Origin of the sequence: Thermosynechococcus sp. HY596, assembly GCF_030518715.1 — a bacterium.
In the GTDB taxonomy this organism is placed as follows: domain Bacteria; phylum Cyanobacteriota; class Cyanobacteriia; order Thermosynechococcales; family Thermosynechococcaceae; genus Thermosynechococcus.
The window spans coordinates 795364-816301 of record NZ_CP130346.1 but is presented as its reverse complement, the minus strand read 5'-3'; the positions used below and the strand labels follow the sequence as shown (position 1 = coordinate 816301).

The following is a 20938-nucleotide window of genomic DNA, read 5'->3' as shown; positions in this document are numbered from 1 at the left end:
GGGGGTGAATTACTTGCTGCAAAATAAAAATGCGAATTTTCTACCTACTGGTCAATAATCAAAAAACCTGAATTCATCACGACTTGGGCTTAATTACTACCCATGAAAGAAAAATCATTATTTCCAATAAATGAATAAGTAGAGTAAAGTTAGCTAATCAGTGTGTATAGTTTTTTTTAATAATGTAAGTCAGCTGACAGCCTTCTCATCGTTGGTCGTTACACCAAAATTGTCCTAGTAACACTTGTGCCAAATTGCGCCAAAAGTGGCACATATTCATCTTCACTCTCAGGAGCGATCGGAGCAAGCTTGCTTGGTAAAATAAACCAGTTTGTAACGATTTTTGGCGATCGCCTTTTTGACGGAGCTTTGTCCCCATGACTTACCACAAGCTGTGGTTTCAACAAACAGCAAGCCACCTCAAAGTCTTGCGTCCTTTTCCCCCCTTTAGTGTTGTCCAAAACTTTATTCGCGAATATCTTCCCAACCTCATTGACTATATGGATGGCCAAGGATTGGATCTGCGGGATCCACAGCACTGGTGGGAGAGTATCCACATTGACGGCATTTTGGAATTAGAAAATAGCGAAGGGGAAACCCTGCGGGTGGCGGCTGGGATTATTGAGCAGTGGCGCAATGCCAACGCTGCGCTGCGCCTGATTACAACCCCGGCAATGGCCAAGCTGCGGCGCGAGTCCCTCAATGTCAGCCAGCATTGGCTTTTTTATGTCTCTAGTCGCAAGCCCTACCCGGAGTCGCTGTGGATTGATTTGCTCTATGAGCAGGCGGATACGCCCCCCACAGAAACGGGCTGTACCATTATTGAAGTGACGGAACCCGAGGCCTAGGCGGTAGGTAGCCCACTAGGAGAATGTCCTCGCCCACGGTTTGCCAAGTCACGTCCTCGAGGCACAAGGCCTCATTCATCTTGGTTAAGCCGAGATCGGCCACTGGGGCGGGGGCAGCAGAGCCACCAATAATCTTTGGCGCAATAAATGCCCACACTTTCTGTACCATGCCTTCGGCGATCGCTGCCGCTGCAAGGGAACCGCCGCACTCCCAAAGCACCGTCATAATGCCCCGTTGATGCAGCTCTGCCATAACGGTGGTCGGTGTTAGCGGCTCTCGGTGCACCACCTCCACGCCCCGTGCCTGCAATTGGGGAATCAGGGGATGTTGGGGGGAAGCAGCGGTAACTACCAATGTTGGAGCCGTGGCCGTTTCCCACAAAGAGGCAGTCGGCGGTAGATCAAGGGTACGACTCATCACCACCCGTAGGGGGTTGCGCTCATGGCGCGAGGTCAAAAGGGGATTATCCAGACGCACGGTATTGCCCCCCACAATCACGGCATCGCATTCAGAGCGCAGTTGATGCACCATGGCGCGTGCGGCTTCACCACTCACCCAGAGACTGTGGCCGGCACTGGAGGCAATTTTGCCATCGAGGGTCATGGCGTATTTGAAAATGCCAAAGGGACGCTGATAGCGCACCCGATGCACAAACGCTTCGTTCAGGCGTTGACACTCTGCTTCCCGCACGCCGACGGTGACTTCTATGCCTGCTGAGCGCAGCCGTTCTACCCCCGCCCCCGCTACTTGGGGATTCGGATCAATCATGCCCACCACCACCCTGGGAATACCCGCCGCTATAATCGCCTCGGTACAGGGGGGCGTGCGGCCATAGTGGTTGCAGGGTTCAAGATTGACGTAGAGGGTGGCCTTGCTGAGGAGGGGGCGATCGCTCTCGCTGACGCTGCGCAGGGCAAACACCTCGGCATGGGGTTCCCCTGCCTTGGGATGAAACCCCTCCCCAATCACCCGTCCCTCCGCCACAATCACACAGCCCACGAGGGGATTCGGAGCCGTACAGCCTTTGGCACGAGCGGCTAACTCAAGGCAGCGCCCCATGTACTGGGCATCAATCGTGGCTATCTCCTCCACAACGGGGGCTGAGCGCATGGGTAAGAATCAACGCTCGTGTTCGGTTTCCGAGGAATGCTTCGGCAGTTGCTCCGCCTCTGGACACTCATCCGCAATGGGTAACTCCGCATAACCCCGCGGAACTGCTGCGAGCCGCCGTGAAATCGAGCCAATGCTTTCGATATTGACGATCTCTTCCCAAGCACACACTTCGTCGTCTTCCTCCGTTTCGTAGCGGATGGTAACAACATTCCCTTCGATGTCTACAATGCGTGCCCGGTCAATTAGGCGCTGTTGATCCCGCAAGTAAATCCAGACTTCTTGGCCGTCGGTATAGAGTTGATAAAGCTTGCGGTGTAGCATAGAACGGTCTCCTTCTCGGAATTGGGCGTAGCAACAGTTGATAAGCTGTGCTGCAACCTCTTGCCTGTCATCTTACCGCTAGACTTCAAAAGATGAGCAGCGGTGAATGGGAGGTGTGGGGACTGAGGTTGTTCATATCGTTGTAGCGATCGCGCAGCACAGGGGAAAGAGTGATTCTCTGACGGTCTGGGGCAGATCTCGTACAATCGAATAAGCGTAACAAAGGGTAAATAATCCGTTACTATAACGCTATTCATTTATTCTAACCAGTGCGGAGTCGTTCAAACGGCATGGGCAAAATTGTTGGCATTGATTTGGGGACAACCAATTCCGTCATTGCTGTGTTGGAAGGGGGAAAACCCGTTGTGATTGCCAATGCAGAAGGCTCCCGCACCACCCCCTCTGTGGTGGCCTTTGGCAAAGATGGCGAGCGCCTTGTGGGTCAGTTGGCGCGGCGACAGGCGGTGCTCAATCCCCAAAACACCTTCTATGCCGTGAAGCGGTTTATTGGCCGCGAATACAGGGAACTGACGGCTGAATCCAAGCGGGTACCCTATACCATTCGCCGCGATGAATCGGGTAAAGTGCGCATCAAGTGCCCACGCTTGCAACGGGAATTTGCCCCCGAAGAAATTTCAGCCATGGTCTTGCGCAAGCTGGTGGAGGATGCCAGCCGCTATCTAGGGGAACCCGTCACCGATGCGGTGATTACTGTCCCCGCCTACTTTAATGATTCACAGCGGCAAGCCACCCGTGATGCTGGGCGGATTGCGGGTCTGAATGTGCGGCGGATTATTAATGAACCGACGGCAGCAGCCCTTGCCTATGGCCTCGATCGCCAGAAGGAGCAGACGATTCTCGTTTTTGACCTTGGCGGTGGCACCTTTGATGTCTCCATTCTCGATGTTGGCGATGGCGTGTTTGAGGTGAAGGCCACCAGCGGCGATACCCAACTGGGGGGCAATGACTTTGATAAGTTGATTGTGGACTGGCTAGCCGAAGACTTCCTCGCCAAAGAGGGCATTGATTTACGGCGCGATCGCCAGTCGCTACAACGGCTCACCGATGCTGCCGAAAAAGCCAAAATTGAACTTTCAGGCTTACTGGAAACCAATATCGATCTGCCCTTTGTCACCGCCACAGCGGATGGGCCAAAACACATTGAAACCACCCTCAGTCGTCGCCAATTTGAAGACCTGAGCCAAGACCTGCTGCAACGGCTGCGCTATCCGGTCGAACAGGCACTGATGGATGCCCATTTAACCCCCGCTCAAATTGATGCCGTGGTGCTGGTGGGTGGTGCGACGCGGATGCCCATGGTGCAGGATCTGGTGCGGCAGATGATTGGCCGTGAACCCAACCAAAATGTCAACCCCGATGAGGTGGTGGCTGTTGGTGCCGCCATTCAAGCAGGCATTCTCGCCGGGGATATGAAGGATATCCTGCTGCTGGATGTAACCCCCCTTTCCTTAGGGGTGGAAACCATTGGCGGCGTCACGAAGGTGCTGATTCCCCGCAATACAACGATTCCGGTGCGCCGCTCCGATATTTTCTCAACCTCAGAAAATAACCAAAGCCAAGTGGAAATCCACGTCGTTCAAGGGGAGCGGGAACTAGCAGAACACAATAAGTCCTTGGGACGCTTTAAGTTAACGGGAATTCCGCCAGCGCCTCGGGGGGTGCCCCAAATTCAAGTGTCCTTTGACTTGGATGCCAATGGCCTGCTCCAAGTGGTGGCCTTGGATCGCTTTAGCGGTCGTGAGCAAAGTGTGGTGATTCAGGGGGCATCAACCCTGAGTGAAGAGGAAATTCAGCAGATGCTCTTGGATGCGGAGTCCAATGCAGCGGGCGATCGCCAGCGGCGGGCACGCATTGAGAAGCGCAACCGTGCCCAAGATTTGATTCACCGCGCTGAACGTCAATTGCGGGAAGCGGCTCAAGAATTTGGCTATCAATTTGCCGCTGATCAGCGCCGGAGTATTGAGGCCCTGGTGCGGCAATTGCAGGAGGCCATTCGCAATGAGGACGATCGCCAGATTGACCTCACCTATGCGGCTCTTGAAGAGCGGCTCTACGACTTTGTCCGCCAACTGCGCCTCAGCGAAGAGGAATTGGAAGACGATGAGGATCTCTTTAAGCTGCCCAACCTCAAGGAAGCAGTCAATAAAGGCCTTGATGCGGTGCGGGGTCGAGAGCGGCGGCGTGACGATTATGAGGATGAGTGGGATGAGCCACCCCGGACGCGGCGTTCTCGGGGGTATTCCCAGCGCAGTGATTCAGCCGCATGGGAGGATTGGGATGACGACGACTGGTAGAGCTTGTTTGCATTGTTTGCCGCAACTGTGAGTGTAGATAGGACTGTCGATGCGTAATTTTCGAGATTACTACCAGCTTTTGGGCGTGGATCGAGGTGCGAGCACTGAGGAAATTAAACGTGCCTATCGGCGGCTGGCGCGGCGGTATCATCCCGATATGAATCCGGGCGATCGCGCTGCTGAAGAGAAGTTCAAAGACATTAGTGAAGCTTACCAAGTCCTAAGTGATCCGGCTCGCCGTGAGCAATACGATCGCTACGGTGAATATTGGTCACAGCCCGGCTTTCGCACTCGCCCTTCCCAACGTACCACTATGGCTCGGCGCAATGGCACCAGTGTCAGGGAAGAACCCGACCTCAGTGAAGATAATTTTCAAGAGTTTTTGGATCAACTGTTGGGTCGGCGATCGCCCCGCACCTCTACGGTTGCTGCGGATCCCCCCCGTCGCTCGCCTACGATAGAGACAGACTACTTTCGCCCCGGCACCGTCAAAACCGCCTATACCGCTGTGAGTCGTCGCGACGCTGAAGCCACCCTAGAAATCCCCCTCGAGAAGGCCTACGAAGGGGGACGGGAGCGGATTCGCCTTGGGGATGGGCGCTCCTTAGAAGTGACGCTGCCAGCGGGGATGGTTACGGGTCAGCGGATTCGGCTGCGGGGTCAAGGTACGGGTGGAGGTGATCTCTATCTGAAAATTCAAGTGACGCCCCATCCCCTCTTTCGCCTTGAGGACTACGACATTGTCTGTGAACTCCCCGTGACCCCCAGTGAGGCTGCCCTCGGCGGCCAAATTGAAGCCCCGACCCTCGATGGTTGGGTGAAAATGATGGTGCCAGCAGGGGTACGCACAGGCCAACGTTTGCGACTGGCGGGTAAGGGCTATCCTCGCCCCGATGGCGATCGCGGTGACCAACTGGTGGAGATTGTCATTACACTGCCGCCCCAACTGAGTGATGCTGAACGCGATCTCTACCGGCAACTTCAGGCCATTGAGTCCTACAACCCCCGTGCCCATCTGGCGTACTCCTAAACTATGGATGCCTTGGTCTTTGCTGACCCCGCAGCGCAGCCTCTCCTAGAGGACATTCAGACCTACCTCAGTACCGTTGTTGCGCCAATTGCCAACCGCATTGATCAGCAAAAGTCCCTTTTATCGGAAAGTCTGCAAGCCCTAGGAAATTTGGGCATTTTTCGTTTGGCGGTACCCAAGGCAAGGGGGGGATTGGGGTGCGATCGCCGCACGCTGTGGCATTTGAGCTTACAACTAGCGCAAACCTCCGGTGCCCTTGCCTTTTTGGTGGCACAACATCAATCCGCCTTGGGGATGATTCTTGAACATCCTGAAGGGAACGTTGCCCAAACCTACCTAGCGGACTTAATGAAGGGGCAGATGTTGATTGGTGTCAGCTTTTCCCACTTACGCCACAACCCAGTGGATCTACAAGCTCAACCCACCAGTGGGGGCTACCTCCTGCAGGGCACGCTGCCTTGGCTCAGTGGCTTTCAGCACATGACGATGTTTATCGCCGCAGCTCCCCTACCGGATCAGCGTATTCTCTTTGCCCTCATGCCCTTTATCAATGCCCAACAGGCTGGCGGTGGCATTTTGCACCTCTCATTGCCCTTACCTCTAGCGGCTGTGCCCTCAACTCAAACGGTGCAAGCAGAAGTGGTGGATTGGTTAGTCCCGCCGGAAGATGTGGTGGGTATCAGTGAGGCGGATTGGATGGCCCTCCGCGATCGCCAGCAATTGCTGCGGGGCAGTGCCGCCCCCATGGGTTGTGCCCGTGCCAGTTTGCAGATTCTCGCCGAGAGTGCCGACGCCAAAGACCTCTATCACCACTTTCGCGATCGCTGGCACCGCCTTTACGACCAGATTCAAGAAGAGCTAGAGAACCTGAATCCCCCCCACCATGCACAACTGCGCGCCGCAGCCATTCACCTTGCCGTCCAAGCGGCTCAGGCTGCCCTGATGACGACGGGTGGCAGTGCCTTGATGCTCAGTCACACGGTGCAGCGTCTCTATCGCGAAGCCATGCTCTACACCGTCTCTGGCTTGAATGCCCCCGTGCGCCATGCCTTGATGGAGGATTTGTTGCTTGAAAAGGGTTCCCATTGAGCGAGATCAGTGTCTGCCCCTTGAGTGGTTGGCTCGCCCTGCCCCAGTGGTTGCCCAAGAATTACTGGGGTGTCTTCTCGTGCGACAGCAGGCCAATGGTCAACTCTACCGCGGCCGTATTGTTGAAACTGAAGCCTATATGGCCGGCGACCCCGCGTGTCATGGCTACCGTCGCCAAACGGCTCGCAACGCCCCGATGTTTGCAGCACCGGGGACAATCTATGTCTATCAAATCTATGGCATTCACCACTGCCTGAATATCGCCAGCGATCGCCCCAATTTTGCCAGTGCTGTTCTCATCCGTGCCCTTGAGATGCTCAGTCCACCCTTGCCCCCCCGCAGTGCCGCTGGTCCGGGGAAACTGTGCCAAGTCTTGGGGATCGATCGCCAGCTTTCGGGCTTGATGCTAGGGAAAGAGAGCGGCCTCTGGTTAGAAAAGCCGCCCCAACCCCTGACAGCCCCTGTGGTACAAACCACTCGCATTGGTATTTCCCAAGGTCAGGAGATTCCGTGGCGCTGGTATGTGCAGGGCAACCCGGCGGTCTCGCGTTATTCGTAGCTGCCCGTTGTCACCTCCAGCAATTCCTCCGGTTGGTGGAGAAACTGAATGGCCTTTTCGAGGGCGTCTCGGCGATCGCTCACCACATGGTCTGCCGGCAACCGATCCAAAATACGGAAGCGTTGCAGCCGCTGTTGCACCTTATCCGCCGAACCATTCACGAGAAAAATTGCTAAACGATGCTTTTGTGCCTCCTGGATGAGTGACTCAATGGCCAAGGTTGCCGTTACCCCCAACAGGGGCACACTGCTGACATCCAGAATCAGCACCTTATAGTCCGACATGATCGCCTGCCGCTGGGAAATTGCCCAAGCGGAGCCAAAACTCATCGGACCCCCAAGGTGGAGGAGCAACAGTTGACCCTTGGCTTCGCGGAAGAGTTCTTTTTCCTCAGGGGTGAGGGGCGTTTGATCATCGGCGTGGGTAATCGCCTTCACATCCTCCGATTGCAGATCCGCCAAGCGCTTGATCGTCAGCATATTGGCAATAAAGACACCCACACCCACCGCCACAATCAAATCCACAAAGACCGTCAGCAGCATCACGCCATACATAATGAAGGCCGCCCGCAGGGACAAGAGGTGGGCACGTTTGAGAAAATTCCAGTCAATGATGTCAATCCCCACCTTGATCAGAATCCCCGCCAACACTGCATTGGGAATCGGTTCCGTCAAAGGCGCCGCCCACAGCACCACCATCAGTAGAATGACAGCGTGGATCATGCCCGATAAGCAGGTGCGTCCCCCCGCTTGAATATTTACCACTGTGCCCATCGTGGCACCGGCACCGGGCAGACCACCAAATAAGCCGGACAGTAGGTTACCAATACCTTGGCCAATCAGTTCCTTATCGGAATCGTGCTGGGTGCGGGTAATGCTATCGGCAATCACCGAGGTCAGGAGCGAATCAATACAGCCGAGCATCCCCAGCATTGCCCCGTCCACAATCATCGTTTTCAGCGCAGGCAGTGTAAACGTCGGCGGCACAAACGCTGGCAGCCCCGTGGGAATCGTGCCAATGCGGGTCAAACCGGCATCCCCAAAAAACACCATTGACAAAATCGTGCCTAAAACCAAGGCGAGAAGCTGTGGCGGCACAATTCGCCGAATTTTCTGGGGCGTGAAATAAATGAGTCCGAGGGTGAACAAGCCCAAAGTAAGGGCAGCCGAGTTCAGGGTTTGAATCCACTCTGGCAAGTGTTGCACTGCCCCCAAGACCCCCCCTTTACTGCTGTGCCCCAACAGGGGACCAATTTGCAGCAGGATCATGATCAGGCCAATCCCCGACATAAAGCCAGAAATCACGGTGTAGGGCATGAGGGTGATGTATTTACCCAACCGCAACAGACCAAAGAGGATTTGAAAACCGCCCGCCAGCATTACCACCGTAAAAGCCATGTATAACCCCTGTTCGGGATATTCACTGGTCAGGCGGGTGATCACTGCCGTCATCACGACGGTCATCGGCCCTGTCGGATTGGAAATGAGTGTTGGCGTGCCCCCAAAGAGAGCCGCAAAAAAGCCAAGAAAGACGACGCAGTAGAGTCCCGCCGTTGCACCAGCCCCAGAGGTGACCCCAAAGGCCAAGGCCATCGGCAAGGCGACAATGGCAGCAGTCAGCCCACCAAAGAGATCGCCGCGCCAATCGCGAAAGTGAACTCGATTAACTAAATTTGTTAGCATTTCTGCCCCTTTTGGCGAATTTAGAGAGGATTTCATAGCGAGAGCGTTATCGAGAGGAACCCCTAGCCCTGAGGGAGTATCCCTATACCTTGCTTATGGCTATGATAAGAAAGAATTTAATTGAGATAATTCTATGCTTTGCCGGGAACAACTTGGCGAGTAGAACGGCAAAGATTTTCTTATCTGTTCTATAGGAAAAAGCTGGAGAAGGGGGAGAGAGCGAGATCTGTTTACTGTAAAACTTTGTTACACTCGTGGATTGAGAGACACAACTGATGAGGAATACAGCTCCTATGAGTCAATCGCCGCTGGATGCCTTCTTCCTTGGTCGGGCAACCGCAACGCTCCTGCGTGATCAGGCGCAGCATCTATTTGTAGAATTCCTGAGTCAACTGGGGCGATTTGATGCCGAACAGCAGCAGCGGCTCCATCAATTCATGGAAGAGGTGCAAGCTCGTGCCCGTCAAGAGGCAGAAATGGTGGTGCCTCGGCGTAGCCAACAAGTGGATTGGCAAGCCCTCATTGATGATTTGCGGGCGGAAATTGCTGCTCTACGCACGGAACTGCAACGCTACCGCAATCGCGAAAGCTAGCGACGGGGAACAACAATATAGCCAGTTTTTAAGTAGGCATCGGTTGATGCTGGCTCTGGGGAAAAAGACTCACCACCCAAAACCCAGTGGCGATCGCGCCCCCAATACCACCAATAGGCTGCCGTGTAGGCACAGAGAACGGCATCGAGTTGATCTTCAAGAGCCTTGAGGTCTCGCCCGTTGCTGGGGATTTCGATAGTGAGTTCTAGTGCTAAGGGTGGCTCACAGTGGGGAAGCTGGGTGGCCATTAAATCCCTAAGCTTGGCTAACCCTTTGGCTCGTTCTGCAAGGCGGCCTTTTTTGTATTTAATGATTTGGTCAAGCTGAAAGAGGGCGATCGCCGTGGCATGGGGGAAGACTTCAATTTGAAATCGCCCGTGTGCTTGGGGGGCGATCGTAGGCGCATGGCGAAACCCCCGTTGGCTAAGGGCTTGACTAAAACCCGTGGTGTGCTGCGCAAAGGGGGACTGCTGATTCGCAGGATAGCAGCCGGCATGATACCGCCCAAGGACTTGATGGGCTTGGCGATCGCAGGTACGCATTCCCCGCGAATTGGGAATAATTAGGGGGGCATCCACCGCCACCATGGCTGCTTGCGCAGAGGGTGCATCGCGATCAATCCATGCCAAAAGTTCATCCGTATCACGGGAGCGATCGCGAGCGACCACCGCCAAATCTTGCCCCTGCCACTGCAAACAGCAGTACCCTGATGCCCCCCCTTTCCAAGCCAGATCAACGCCGAGAAACCGCATTCGCTGCCATCAACTGTTGTTGCGGTGGATGATCTTGAATCAGTAAAGCAGCAGCCACAACTCCCACGGGTGGTACGAGCACCAAACCGACGAAGGGGATCAGCAGCCCCAAAAACTGCGCCAAACCAAGGCCATAGATTTGGGGCGTATAGGCACGGGTCAAGAGCTTGCGCTCTCTCAAAGAGGTGCTGTGTTTTTCAAGGAGGTAATCAAAGCTGCCTCGCCCTAGGAAGAAACTGTTGACGATCGCCATCACGATAGGTTGCAGCGGCCCCGTTAGAAATGAAAGTAGTAGGAAGATCACCTGCAACACTGCATCCCGCAGCGCAAACCAACCACCGATAATGGCGTTCAATAGATCGCGCCGCCACCCCACCTCAATCGTTTGTCCCGTGGTAATTTTTTCAACACGGTTGAGCAGTGGACCAAGGAAAGGAATCACCACAAGGGGAATCAGCGTTTGATAGCCAATTAGGGCCAAAAAGACAGCAATGAGGGTTGCCAAAATATCAATGAACCCTTGGTAGAGCCACTGCCATTCCCCACCCACAAACCAATCATCACCAATGACTTGAACAGCCCAGAAAGCAGCAATGATAAGCGTTACCCCCAGAACGAGGCTCAAGCAGGCAGGTAACAATAGATAGCCCCAAAGACGATAACGGGCGATAAAAAAAAGACCACGACCAAAGGCAAAGAAACCCGCCTGAAACCGCTGTCCTGCTGACCAAAGCTGCTTGATCACTCAATTGTTCTTCTAGAAGCCCCTAGGAAAATCCTAGCCTATCCACGGCGGGGCGGTGTTCCTTCATCATCCGGCGGCGGCGCATCGGCAACAAAATCAGGGGTATTGACCTGTTCAGCACGGGAAACTGGCGTTGCTGTCGGTCGCCATAGCCAACTGGTCAATAGTCCAAGGGTGAGAAGTCCCACCAGGAGGGGAATGAATAGATCCGTCATCGTTGTTCGCCTCATTGAAGTCATTATTGTACAGAATCGGAGGAATCTCTCTTGAGTGCTGGCTCTCTTGACGCAGTGGGACTCTTGTAAGTTCCAGTGCAACTCTTTCGCAAGAATTGAACACACTCAAAACGGTTAAACCTGCTCGCTGTAGCCGCAGAGTTTGAGCTATCGTTGAAGTGGCTGCCTTGGGTGATAAGAGCAATGCCCCTGTCTCCCTTTTGGATTTGGTTAATTGTTGCCATCATTCTTTTTGTGATGGAGCTTGTTTTGCCGACGGCTTTTATGGAAGCCACTCTCGGCCTCAGCGCCCTGATTGTTGCCTTTCTCTCGTTTCTGATTCCCAGCTTTTCAATACAGATTCTCCTCTGGATGGTGCTCTCTGTTGTGGTGGTCTTTCTCCTGCGGCGGTATCAACCAAAGCGAGTTCCCCCCGTACTCAAGGAAGCCGCCGAGGCGGAAACACTTACGAAAATCCCCGCTGGCGAGACGGGGCGAGTGCTGTACGAAGGGATCTCTTGGCAAGCTCGCTGTGATGATCCCCGCTTGGCCATTCCCGAGCATCAGCGGGTGATTATCATTGGCCGTCAGGGAACGACGCTGATTGTGATGCCCGAGGATGCTATTCAGTCCTAGGGGGCGATCGCCGTTTCTTGCGGTGCGTGGTGGCTGGATCAATGGGAAAACCGGCAAGGGGAACTACCTGCTCAAGGCGTTCTTTCTCAAGCCGTTTTAATTCCGTGTAATCTACCCAGTGGATACAGTCAACGGGACAGGTATCAATGGCTTCTTGAATCAGTTCGAGGGGGTCACCATCTTGGCGTACCACCCGCGATCGCCCGTAGTTCGGCTCGATGTAAAACGTGTTTCGCGCCACATGGGCACAGTGTTTGCAGCCAATGCAGGTAATCTCATCAACATAGACACCGCGTTGGCGATGGGTTCCTCCGAGTTCAGGTTCGTAGCCACTGCGAGGTTCACTTTGGCGCAGTTGACCCCCAAGCTCTGGTTCTAAACCAAGGGGCTGACCCATCTGCCTATCCATTATTTTGACCGGCTAGGAACGCCAGCGTTGCAGCACGACCTTGACACTCCCATCGGCCTGCTGTTCTGTGGCCTGCACTTGGAAGCCCTGTTCAGTAGCGGATTGCAACACCGCATGGTAGGCATAGCGCTGAGTGACTTTATTCAAGAAGCGATCCACTGACCATGCCTGCTGCCAAAACTCCAAATCCGCCACTAGCTCATACTCAGTGCCATTCCAGCGAAAGCCAATGTCATAGCCATTATCTTGGGGAACAACGACTTGGGCCGTTTGGGTTTGACCGCGAAAGCCGCGCACTTCTTGGCAGCCAGATTGCCATGGTAGGCCCAAGTCCGTTAGGGCAGCCTGTAGGGCGGGTAAACTGCGAATTTGGGTTTTGATTTGGCTGAAGTGCGACATGGATCACCAATCCTCAACGATTACCACTGGGAGGGGACAGATTGAACAACCAATTGATTTTCTTCCTCTTGGGGAGCGTAGTATTCTGCGGTGGGCTGTTGGCTAATGACACACCCCAGCTGCGCTTCAATGGCAGCAGTCACCTCAGCACAGGATGCCCCAGAAATACCCGTCACCGTTTCAACGACACGGCCATCGGGATAAATCACAAATTCAAGGGTTTCTAGCATTGGCACAACCTACTCACTCGCAGTTATGACAAACCGCTCACGAGGATAAAATTCAAGTCCTAACCTATGGAACTCATTGTGACGAAGGCTAACCAAAGGAGTCAAGGGCTTTAATAAACTTTACACTCCGCAGCAATTTCCCCCGGATGCCTGAAGACCTGAAGAATCAGTCATCTATAGAGCCAAGTCTGCGTCGAGAATTGATAAGAGATATGTAGATTGCTTTTCTTGGACGGGACGGCGGCCTCAGGGCGATCGCGACCTCACTCAATCCCTCTGGAAAAGGCGGTATGATATTCAGAAATTCGTTTCGCCTTAAACCCTCAGAAAACCATAAAAAACGATAAAACAGTTATTCTGAGACAGGTAGGCGTGTACAAAGAGCGTCTTGGGAGTCAGATCAACGGCAATATTGTCAGTATCAAGCTAGCGTTTTCTAACGTTACAGATACATTGATTGTGATCATGGATAGCAATGGTAAGATCACAGGTGTTGATTTCCCTGCAACGCCTGACGACCTATCTGCTCAGCCTCTGTCCTCGCCCTCTCGGCCTTGACCTTTATGCAAGAACGGCGTAGTTCTCCTGCACCTGAATTATCTTTACAAAATACACCCTTTTTTCGGGATTTACCGCAGGCAGTGGTGGAGAAAGCCCTAGCCCATGTAGTGACACGTCAGCATCCCGCCAACCGAGTCATCTTGCTGGAGAATGATTGGGGCACATCGGTTTACTTTATCCTCAGTGGCTGGGTCAAAATTCGCACCTACAACATTGATGGCAAAGAAGTCACCCTGAATATCCTCGGGCCCGGCGAACTCTTTGGCGAAATGGCCCCCCTAGAGGAAGTGCCCCGCTCAACGGATGTGATTACCCTAACACCGACAGTTGTGGCCAATATGCCCGCGACGGATTTTGTCAATCTTGTCAATACTGAACCTCAAGCGGGCATACGCCTCGCCAAGTTGATGGCACGACGGCTCCGGCAACTGAATCGGCGGCTGCGGCTGCGGGAATCGGATAGTACGTCAAGGGTGGCCGATATTCTGCTGTTTTTGGCGGATGGTCAAGGGCGACAGGGAGCCGATGGCCTAGAAATTCCCAATCTACCCCACCGTGAATTAAGTAGTCTCAGTGGCATGGCGCGGGAAACGGTGACACGGGTGCTTGGGAAACTGGAGCGCAAGGGCATTATTCGCCGCAATCAAGAGAGCTTGTGCATTACGAATCTACGTGCCTTAGAAAGTTTACTCCTTTAGGACTAAGAACAATAATGATTGCCCTGAAGAGGATGGCAGCAAGTAATGCCCAATGCTCCAGCCAATGAACACTCCTAAAATCGCCATTTGAATCAGCACTAGCATAATTTGCCAGTTCTGGTAGCCGGCGGCTTTCATTTCAATGCGCACAAGAATTTCGGTGCCAATGAGAATGGCAATCACACTAAAGACGTGAAAGGCAATAATGGCAAGGGTGACAGCGGTACTCAGCACCAGTACTGTAAAGAGACTGGGGGTGCCCACGCGCATAATTAAGCCACTAAAGATACTTTTAGGGTTGCTCTGGCGCGATCGCAACAGGCTAGAGGTGCCCCCCACGACAAACACTGTCAGAATTGCTGCCAAAAAAGAGGCATAGGCTGACCACATCCAAGGATAGGCAGACAAATACCAGCCCACGAGGACGTAGCCCAGAACCACCAGCAACAGTAGAGCAAGGGGAAACTTGGTATAGTCTGGCGATGCGCTCATCGCTAACGAGGTGCAAGGTGCGTACAAATCCACTCTACGGCAGCGGCTAAATCTGCTGCAATGTAATCGGGTCGACTGGCGTGCTGGTAACTCCCCTCAAGAACGCGATCGCCAAAGCCGGTTTGTACTAAAATCCCATAGCAGCCGGCATTCCGCGCCAGATCAATATCGGTGGCTTTGTCCCCCACCATGACACTGCGGCTGAGATCTAAATCATGATCCCAAGCGGCCGCTACGAGCATTCCTGTATTGGGTTTGCGCCATGTTGTCCAACCCGCATAGTCGGCAACCACTCCCCCTTCAGGACGGCTGAGATCAGGACAGAAATAAACCGCATCCAACACCGCACCAGCACTGGCGGCTAGCAACTCCTGAAGTCTGTGGTGCAGGGCACAGACATGCTTAATGCTGTAATAATCCCGCGCCGGACCCGACTGATTGGAAGCTAAACAGCAAAACCACCCCGCATCATTGAGCCGTCGCACTGCCTGAGCCACACCGGGGATGAGCTGTAAGTCCTCAAGGCGGTGAATATAGCCCACCTCTTGGTTCAGTACGCCATCGCGATCGAGAAAGACAGCCGGTCTAGCCATGGCGAGCTGCCTCAATCACGGCTGAGACAGGAATATCGGCCATGTTGCCAGTAGGGGATTTGACGGCTCGAAAGCGCGGATCGTTGGGCAGGAGTTTGGCAGGATCCGTAGGGCCAAAAAGCGCCACAAGGGGAGTCCCCACCGCCACGCCAATGTGCATTGGGCCACTGTCGGTACAGAGAATCTGTTGTGCCTGTTGCATTAAAGCTGCCAGTTTGCGCAAGTCTGGAGGACGGCTAATCTTAATCTCCGGTAGCGCCTGTGTTAGCGCACTCACCCATGCGTGATCTTCAGGCCCACAGACCACGATAAAGGGCAGGTGCGGCTCCTGCTGTTGCAGCGTCTGGATGATCTCAACCCAAGCAGCGGGGGGGTAAATTTTGTTAATTCCCTTGGTAAGTGCCATCTGACTTGAGCCACCGTGCAAGAGGCGATACCGCCCAGTAATTCCTAGGCGTTGCTGCTCTGCAGTTGCCCATTGCCTATCTTCTTCGGCAATCACTGCCTTGGGTAGGGGACAAGGGGTAGTAATGCCAAAGGCCTTGAGCAAATCGTGGTAGGTGGCGGCGCTGTATTGATCAAGGTTGACAGGTACCGCATCGGTGAGAAACCCCAAGGGATTGAGCTTCGCAAAGCCCACGCGCTTGGGAATCCCCGTCAGCCACAGCAAAAAGCGCACCGCCTTACTGCGCCCCAAGGAGAGAATGGCGTCGTACTCCCCATCCCGCAACATACCAATCAGGTTTACCCAGTCAGCCAAGGCATTGCGGTCTTTGAAGTCAAAGGGAATCACTTGGTGGACTGTAGAACTCAGTTGGTAGGCAGCAACCGCACGGGGTTCAACAACCACATCAATTTGACTATTCGGAAAGTGGGTTTTGAGGTCGTCGAGGGTAGGAAAAAACAAAATTTGATCCCCAATACCCCCTGGCACCAGCGCCACAATATTTTTCATCAGCGACCTCCAACAGCAAAAAGCCTTGAATCCAAAGCCCCATAAAAGCCACTGCGTTTCCAGAAGAAGACCACTTTGCAGGGCTTGATCCAAGACTGAGCCATTGCTGGCTGATTCAGCATAAATGGTGGATTCTGGTTGACCACAGACACATCCATAGGGCTAGATTCCTTGGGCAGTATTGAGGAGGCTTAGCTTCAATTTTAAAGGCTAGCGTCTTTTCCCAAATGTGGACATCAAAGCCCCCCTAGTTCCCTGTTGTTCTAAAAACGGGCGCCGATACCAATGCGTGCTAAGGGATAGCCTGCACTAGAAAAACTTGCCCCTGCATCAATAATCACCGGTCCGATTTGGTGGGCTATAGCCATCCCGGCTGCACTGTATCCACCGTAGGTTGCAAATCCCACATTAAATGTGGTTTGACCAGAACGTGCCGGCACAATCGGCATGAGTGCTGCTGCCGAGGCAATGCCCGCAAAAGCCTCTCCCCGTAATTGATTGATTTGAGCATCGGTGTAGGCATTCGCTGCTCCCAAGGCCACTGCTCCCATGCCGTCAACATAGGCTTTATTGACAGCATCCGTTGGATTGATGGGGGTGGCGACATTGGTAATGCGGCGTTCTGCTCCTGGGGCGCCCACAGAAACCGTGTTGGGAGCTGTTGTTACAGAGCCAGCGCCAATGGCCACACTGTTGGGATGGATGGCCTGTGCCGATGGGCCAAAGGCAATGGCATTATTGGCACCCGTCGTTGAATTGTTGCCAATGGCAATACTATTAGCACCCACAGGGTTAGCAGCATTTCCCAAAGCAATGTTACCGCACGTTACTGTTGCGTTAGTGATTGAACAAATTCCAGTAGCAAACAGTTGGTTGATGAGGGCAGAGAGCTGACTGCCATTGATTGCATCCGTACTCGTTGGTGCAATGATGCCAGGCGCAACATTGACAACCTTGCGTTCAGCACTGGGGGCACCAACAGACACAACATTGGCCTGTGTTGTTACAGAGTTTGCCCCAATGGCCACACTGTTGGCATGTTGAACTGTGGCACCTCTACCAATGGCCACACCATCAGTAGCACCACCCACGACTTGGGCAGTCTGACCAATTGCAATACTATCAGCGGGATTTGCAGTACTTTGGTGGCCAATGGCAATACTACGAGCCCCCAGCGCTTGGTTGCCTGAACCCATTGCGGTGCTATTAGCTCCTTGGGCTTGGTTCTGCCTCCCCACGGCGGTGGCATTGTTTTGGGTGGCTTGGTTGCCTGAACCCATTGCGGTGCTGTCAAGCCCTTGGGCAGTGTTTGTAAAGCCAACCGCGCTGCTCTGAAATCCTTGGGCTTGGTTACCAGAGCCTACGGCGGTGGCGTCCTGTTGAGTGGCAAAGTTCTGTCTACCCACGGCGGTGGCATTGTTTTGGGTGGCTTGGTTGCCTGAACCCATTGCGGTGCTGTCAGCTCCTTGGGCTAGGTTCTGCCTCCCCACGGCGGTGGCGTTTGCTTGGGTGGCTTGGTTGCCTGAACCCATTGCGGTGCTGTCAGACCCTTGGGCAGTGTTTGTAAAGCCAACCGCGCTGCTTTGAACTCCTTGGGCTTGGTTGCCTGAACCCATTGCGGTGCTGTCAAGCCCTTGGGCTTGGTTACCAGAGCCTACGGCGGTGGCGTTTACTGCATTGGCTTGGTTCACAAACCCCACAGCTGTGGTGTTGTCTGCATTGGCTTGGTTCACAAACCCCATTGCGGTGCTTCTATCTCCTTGGGCAGTGTTTGCAAAGCCAACCGCGCTGCTCTGAACTCCTTGTGCGGTGTTTGCAAAGCCAACCGCGCTGCTCTGAACTCCTTGGGCGGTGTTTACAAAGCCAACCGCGCTGCTCTGAACTCCTTGGGCGGTGTTTGCAAAGCCAACTGCGCTGCTGTCATTTCCCAAGGCTTGGTTAAAAAACCCCATTGCGGTGCTATTAGCTCCTTGTGCGGTGTTCACAAACCCCACAGCTGTGGTGTTGTCTGCATTGGCTTGGTTCACAAACCCCATTGCCGTGCTTCTATCTCCTTGGGCTTGGTTCTGCATCCCCACGGCGGTGGCATTTACTGCATTCGCTGAATTCTGCATCCCCATTGCGGTGCTATTAGCTCCTTGGGCTCGGTTCTGCATCCCCACAGCAGTGTTGTTATCACCCTCGGCTCGGTTCTGCATGCCAATGGCGGTGTTGTTACTGCCAGTTGTATTCGTAGTGCCATCAGCAACGTTCTGATAACCGACTGCGGTATTGTTATTGCGAGCTGCATCGGGAAAAGAAGGATCTGAAGGATTGGGTGTTCCAACTGTGCCGACTTGATTTTCTGCTCCTAGGGCAGTGTTATTGTTGCCTTCGTCTTCAGTTAGAATAGGCCCTCCAACGCCGATTGTGTTGCTAGAGCCAAAGGCATGATTCTGAGCATTAACTCCGTCAATTTTGTTATTATGACCAACAGCGGTGTTTGTGGTATTTATGTTTGGCCCAAGGTTATTGTTGCTACCGATCGCATGATTGGCGACAGTGCCACCATTTACTGTGTTGCTAATACCAACAGCAATAGACCGTTGCAAGGCAGGGAGTAAATTGTTATTTGCGCCACAAATTAGGTTTTCGTTCCCTGTACCAGTGGCAGAATTGAACAAAAAAGGAAAAGGAGGAATAGGATTCCCACAGTCTCGAGTTTGAGACAATGCAGGTGTGGTGACTAGAATAATGTGCACTGTTGTGCTAACAACACAAGCCAAAACGGGGTGTAGTCTTTTGCACATGAGGATAGGCCTCCCAAGGTTAAGGTGTAAATACAACAGTCAAGTGCTTTGTAGAATTTTGCACTTTCCTATGGGCTACTCTTTCCTTAAACCCAAAAAGACACAAGTCCTACAGTCGCTAAAAAAGCGAAAGAAAACCCTGCCTTTTTGGTATCCCCCGTTAGCTCACTATTTAAGTAACTCTAGTCAGACTTCGCTTAATTGTCAAGCTTAGTCAAGCACAATTTAGATTTTTTTAGTTTTTAATCGACCCCATCAGTTCCCGATCGCCCGTTGCAGGCGATCGCGCCATGCCAAGGCAAGGGTGAATTCTGTAAAAGGAATGCGATAACAGTCTCCTGTAAAGGTTTCTAGCACCAGTTGAATTGCTCCTTTAGAATGAGTAGTTTGTGTGTCAATTCGTTGACCGTTACACTCAATCCAAATGTTTTGAATAGTCGATAATTCACAAGTTTGCAAATGAATAATGCCCTGTTGGGTAGGGCGTCCCCACGTCAAGCGATCGCCCTGTTGACCGAGGACAGCGGCAATGTCATATTTACTGGTTTCAAAATTTTTTGCCCACTGGCGATAGTGTTCCACCTTCCGGTACTCGACCCAGCCCAACCGTGCCAGCACGATAAAAATAGCCAATAGGGGTAACCAGAGCAGACCGTGACTCATCGATTCACCAATAACTGCCGCCGCAAGACATCGAGGGCATTCATAGCACTGAGATGCCGCACCCAATCCCGTCCCCGTTGACCACTAAAGCGAAATTCACGGGTCATGACCTCGCCATTGGGCAGTGCCACGCCAATATACACCAATCCCACTGGCTTACTGAGCGTCGCGCCGCCGGGGCCAGCAATCCCGGTAATACTGACGCCCCAGTCACTGCCTAAACGCGTTTTCACTCCTAGAGCCATCTGGGCAGCCACCACGGCACTCACGGCACCTTCTTGCTCTAAGTCCTCAGGATTGACCCCCAGTAGAGTTACCTTGACATCATTGGCGTAGGCAATTACGCCCCCCTTAAACGAGAGGGAACTCCCCGGCAAACGGGTTAGCATCTCCCCAAGGCCACCGCCGGTGCAGGACTCTGCCACTGCCACTGTTTGCTGTCGTTCCTGAAGCAGCCGCGCCACCGCACTGGCAAGGGTATCCTCATCCGCACCGTAGCAATCTAGGCCGACAATTTGGCGGATTTCTGCTTCAACGGGTTGAATCAATTGCTGGGCCTCCGCTTCATCTTTGGCACGGACGGTAATGCGGAGGCGGGTTTCCCCATTGCTGGCATAGGGCGCCACCGTGGGATGCTCACGGGCAATTTGGGCAGCCACTTTTTCCGCAAGTACCGATTCAGGGATGCCCCAGAAACGCAGCACACGGCTGTAAATCACCTCTTTTCCCCAGCCCTGGGACCGCAAAAAGGGCACCGCAGTTTCTTGCCACATTTGTTTCATTTCAGCCGGGACACCGGGAAAGGTGAGAATTGTCAGACCCGTGCGCGGCTGCCAAATCATGCCGGGGGCAGTCCCCAAGGGGTTGGGGAGAATTTGCGCCCCCACGGGCAGGAGGGCTTGCTTGCGATTACTGGGACTAAAGCCGCCGCGATGGGCATACTTGCGTTCTAGGTCAGTAATAATTTCCGGGCGTTCTTCAAGGGGGGCTTGAAAGAAATCCGCTAGGGTTTCCGTTGTCAGGTCATCGGGCGTGGGGCCAAGGCCACCCGTGAAAATCAATAGGCGGGCGCGATCGCAGGCAATAGCGACGACTTTCTTAATCCGCGTGGGATTGTCGCCAACGACAGTTTGGTAATAGTGGGGAATACCCAAGCTCGCCAGTTGTTGCGCTAAAAACTGGGCATTGCTGTTGAGAATTTCCCCCAGCAGCAATTCTGTGCCCACGCAAATAATCTCTGCGCTCATTGT

At 53.6% G+C, this 20938-nt stretch carries 23 protein-coding genes and 1 pseudogene; 8 read left to right on the top strand and 16 right to left on the bottom strand.

Annotation, left to right across the window (positions count from 1 at the left end; all coding sequences use genetic code 11):
* The first annotated feature begins 377 nt into the window (after positions 1-377).
* Positions 378-848 (top strand): hypothetical protein, encoded by a 471-nt coding sequence (locus QYC28_RS04165; RefSeq protein WP_149818455.1) that lies wholly within the window; start codon positions 378-380, stop codon positions 846-848.
* Here QYC28_RS04165 and ribD read toward each other — a convergent pair.
* Both ribD and QYC28_RS04155 read right to left on the bottom strand, forming a co-directional pair.
* Complete coding sequence (gene ribD, locus QYC28_RS04160; protein ID WP_302679890.1) at positions 820-1959, bottom strand: bifunctional diaminohydroxyphosphoribosylaminopyrimidine deaminase/5-amino-6-(5-phosphoribosylamino)uracil reductase RibD; 1140 nt, start codon at positions 1957-1959, stop codon at positions 820-822. The two genes, QYC28_RS04165 and ribD, sit on opposite strands and share 29 nt — an antisense overlap.
* A 9-nt stretch (positions 1960-1968) precedes the next feature.
* A complete protein-coding gene (locus QYC28_RS04155; RefSeq protein ID WP_024125163.1) occupies positions 1969-2283 on the bottom strand; it encodes a DUF6679 family protein in 315 nt (104 codons plus the stop codon).
* 290 nt (positions 2284-2573) lie between these two features.
* Here QYC28_RS04155 and dnaK point away from each other — a divergent pair, with 290 nt between their 5' ends.
* From dnaK to QYC28_RS04135, 4 genes are read left to right on the top strand one after another with little or no spacing between them, the layout of a single operon-like run.
* Positions 2574-4598, top strand: a complete 2025-nt coding sequence (gene dnaK, locus QYC28_RS04150) for a molecular chaperone DnaK (RefSeq protein ID WP_190278312.1) — start codon at positions 2574-2576, stop codon at positions 4596-4598.
* Between the two features lie 49 nt (positions 4599-4647).
* The gene (locus QYC28_RS04145) at positions 4648-5628 is read left to right on the top strand and encodes a DnaJ C-terminal domain-containing protein (protein WP_149818449.1); all 981 of its coding nucleotides are present in this window, start codon (positions 4648-4650) and stop codon (positions 5626-5628) included.
* Between the two features lie 3 nt (positions 5629-5631).
* Complete coding sequence (locus QYC28_RS04140) at positions 5632-6717, top strand: acyl-CoA dehydrogenase family protein (protein ID WP_302679889.1); 1086 nt, start codon at positions 5632-5634, stop codon at positions 6715-6717.
* A 46-nt stretch (positions 6718-6763) separates the two neighbouring features.
* Positions 6764-7276, top strand: coding sequence for a DNA-3-methyladenine glycosylase (locus QYC28_RS04135; RefSeq protein WP_255451731.1), 513 nt, complete (start codon positions 6764-6766; stop codon positions 7274-7276).
* Here QYC28_RS04135 and QYC28_RS04130 read toward each other — a convergent pair.
* The gene (locus QYC28_RS04130; protein ID WP_149818445.1) at positions 7267-8958 is read right to left on the bottom strand and encodes a SulP family inorganic anion transporter; all 1692 of its coding nucleotides are present in this window, start codon (positions 8956-8958) and stop codon (positions 7267-7269) included. The two genes, QYC28_RS04135 and QYC28_RS04130, sit on opposite strands and share 10 nt — an antisense overlap.
* Positions 8959-9251: 293 nt before the next feature.
* Here QYC28_RS04130 and QYC28_RS04125 point away from each other — a divergent pair, with 293 nt between their 5' ends.
* Positions 9252-9551 (top strand): DUF6825 family protein, encoded by a 300-nt coding sequence (locus QYC28_RS04125; RefSeq protein ID WP_206199745.1) that lies wholly within the window; start codon positions 9252-9254, stop codon positions 9549-9551.
* On the opposite strand, the gene QYC28_RS04120 is transcribed toward QYC28_RS04125, so the two are convergent.
* The 3 genes from QYC28_RS04120 to QYC28_RS04110 are packed head-to-tail and all read right to left on the bottom strand — an operon-like array spanning position 9548 to position 11263.
* The gene (locus QYC28_RS04120) at positions 9548-10303 is read right to left on the bottom strand and encodes a DUF429 domain-containing protein (protein WP_149818440.1); all 756 of its coding nucleotides are present in this window, start codon (positions 10301-10303) and stop codon (positions 9548-9550) included. The genes QYC28_RS04125 and QYC28_RS04120 overlap by 4 nt on opposite strands.
* A complete protein-coding gene (locus tag QYC28_RS04115) occupies positions 10284-11048 on the bottom strand; it encodes an EI24 domain-containing protein (RefSeq protein ID WP_286626722.1) in 765 nt (254 codons plus the stop codon). Before QYC28_RS04115 ends, QYC28_RS04120 begins: the two co-directional genes overlap by 20 nt.
* A 38-nt stretch (positions 11049-11086) precedes the next feature.
* The gene (locus tag QYC28_RS04110) at positions 11087-11263 is read right to left on the bottom strand and encodes a hypothetical protein (protein ID WP_190278217.1); all 177 of its coding nucleotides are present in this window, start codon (positions 11261-11263) and stop codon (positions 11087-11089) included.
* Positions 11264-11467: 204 nt separating this feature from the next.
* On the opposite strand from QYC28_RS04110, the gene QYC28_RS04105 reads away from it, so the two are divergent.
* Positions 11468-11899, top strand: a complete 432-nt coding sequence (locus QYC28_RS04105) for an NfeD family protein (RefSeq protein WP_190278216.1) — start codon at positions 11468-11470, stop codon at positions 11897-11899.
* Here QYC28_RS04105 and QYC28_RS04100 read toward each other — a convergent pair.
* From QYC28_RS04100 to QYC28_RS04090, 3 genes are read right to left on the bottom strand one after another with little or no spacing between them, the layout of a single operon-like run.
* A complete protein-coding gene (locus QYC28_RS04100) occupies positions 11886-12296 on the bottom strand; it encodes a ferredoxin (RefSeq protein ID WP_226972007.1) in 411 nt (136 codons plus the stop codon). The genes QYC28_RS04105 and QYC28_RS04100 overlap by 14 nt on opposite strands.
* 24 nt (positions 12297-12320) lie before the next feature.
* Entirely contained in the window at positions 12321-12707 is a 387-nt protein-coding gene (locus tag QYC28_RS04095) for a DUF1257 domain-containing protein (protein ID WP_302679888.1), read from the bottom strand.
* Positions 12708-12727: 20 nt separating this feature from the next.
* Complete coding sequence (locus tag QYC28_RS04090; protein ID WP_190278215.1) at positions 12728-12937, bottom strand: DUF2997 domain-containing protein; 210 nt, start codon at positions 12935-12937, stop codon at positions 12728-12730.
* Between the two features lie 563 nt (positions 12938-13500).
* On the opposite strand from QYC28_RS04090, the gene QYC28_RS04085 reads away from it, so the two are divergent.
* Positions 13501-14196, top strand: coding sequence for a Crp/Fnr family transcriptional regulator (locus tag QYC28_RS04085; RefSeq protein WP_149818430.1), 696 nt, complete (start codon positions 13501-13503; stop codon positions 14194-14196).
* On the opposite strand, the gene QYC28_RS04080 is transcribed toward QYC28_RS04085, so the two are convergent.
* The 7 genes and pseudogenes from QYC28_RS04080 to QYC28_RS04050 form a co-directional block, all read right to left on the bottom strand.
* Positions 14185-14688 carry a hypothetical protein gene (locus QYC28_RS04080; protein WP_190278214.1) on the bottom strand — a complete coding sequence of 168 codons (504 nt, stop codon included), beginning with the start codon at positions 14686-14688 and terminating at the stop codon, positions 14185-14187. The genes QYC28_RS04085 and QYC28_RS04080 overlap by 12 nt on opposite strands.
* Before the next feature lie 2 nt (positions 14689-14690).
* Positions 14691-15281, bottom strand: coding sequence for an HAD-IIIA family hydrolase (locus QYC28_RS04075; protein ID WP_149818426.1), 591 nt, complete (start codon positions 15279-15281; stop codon positions 14691-14693).
* Positions 15274-16236: a glycosyltransferase family 9 protein gene (locus QYC28_RS04070; RefSeq protein ID WP_302679887.1), complete on the bottom strand. Its 963-nt coding sequence runs from the start codon at positions 16234-16236 to the stop codon at positions 15274-15276. The genes QYC28_RS04075 and QYC28_RS04070 overlap by 8 nt, the downstream gene beginning before the upstream one ends.
* A 263-nt stretch (positions 16237-16499) precedes the next feature.
* Complete coding sequence (locus QYC28_RS04065; RefSeq protein ID WP_302679886.1) at positions 16500-17978, bottom strand: YadA-like family protein; 1479 nt, start codon at positions 17976-17978, stop codon at positions 16500-16502.
* A 27-nt stretch (positions 17979-18005) separates the two neighbouring features.
* Positions 18006-18350 (bottom strand): annotated as a pseudogene (locus QYC28_RS13235) (cell surface protein); the annotation flags it as partial.
* A gap of 930 nt (positions 18351-19280) precedes the next feature.
* Positions 19281-19688 (bottom strand): hypothetical protein, encoded by a 408-nt coding sequence (locus QYC28_RS04055; RefSeq protein WP_149818418.1) that lies wholly within the window; start codon positions 19686-19688, stop codon positions 19281-19283.
* Complete coding sequence (locus QYC28_RS04050) at positions 19685-20935, bottom strand: competence/damage-inducible protein A (RefSeq protein ID WP_310828887.1); 1251 nt, start codon at positions 20933-20935, stop codon at positions 19685-19687. Before QYC28_RS04050 ends, QYC28_RS04055 begins: the two co-directional genes overlap by 4 nt.
* Positions 20936-20938: the final 3 nt, after the last annotated feature.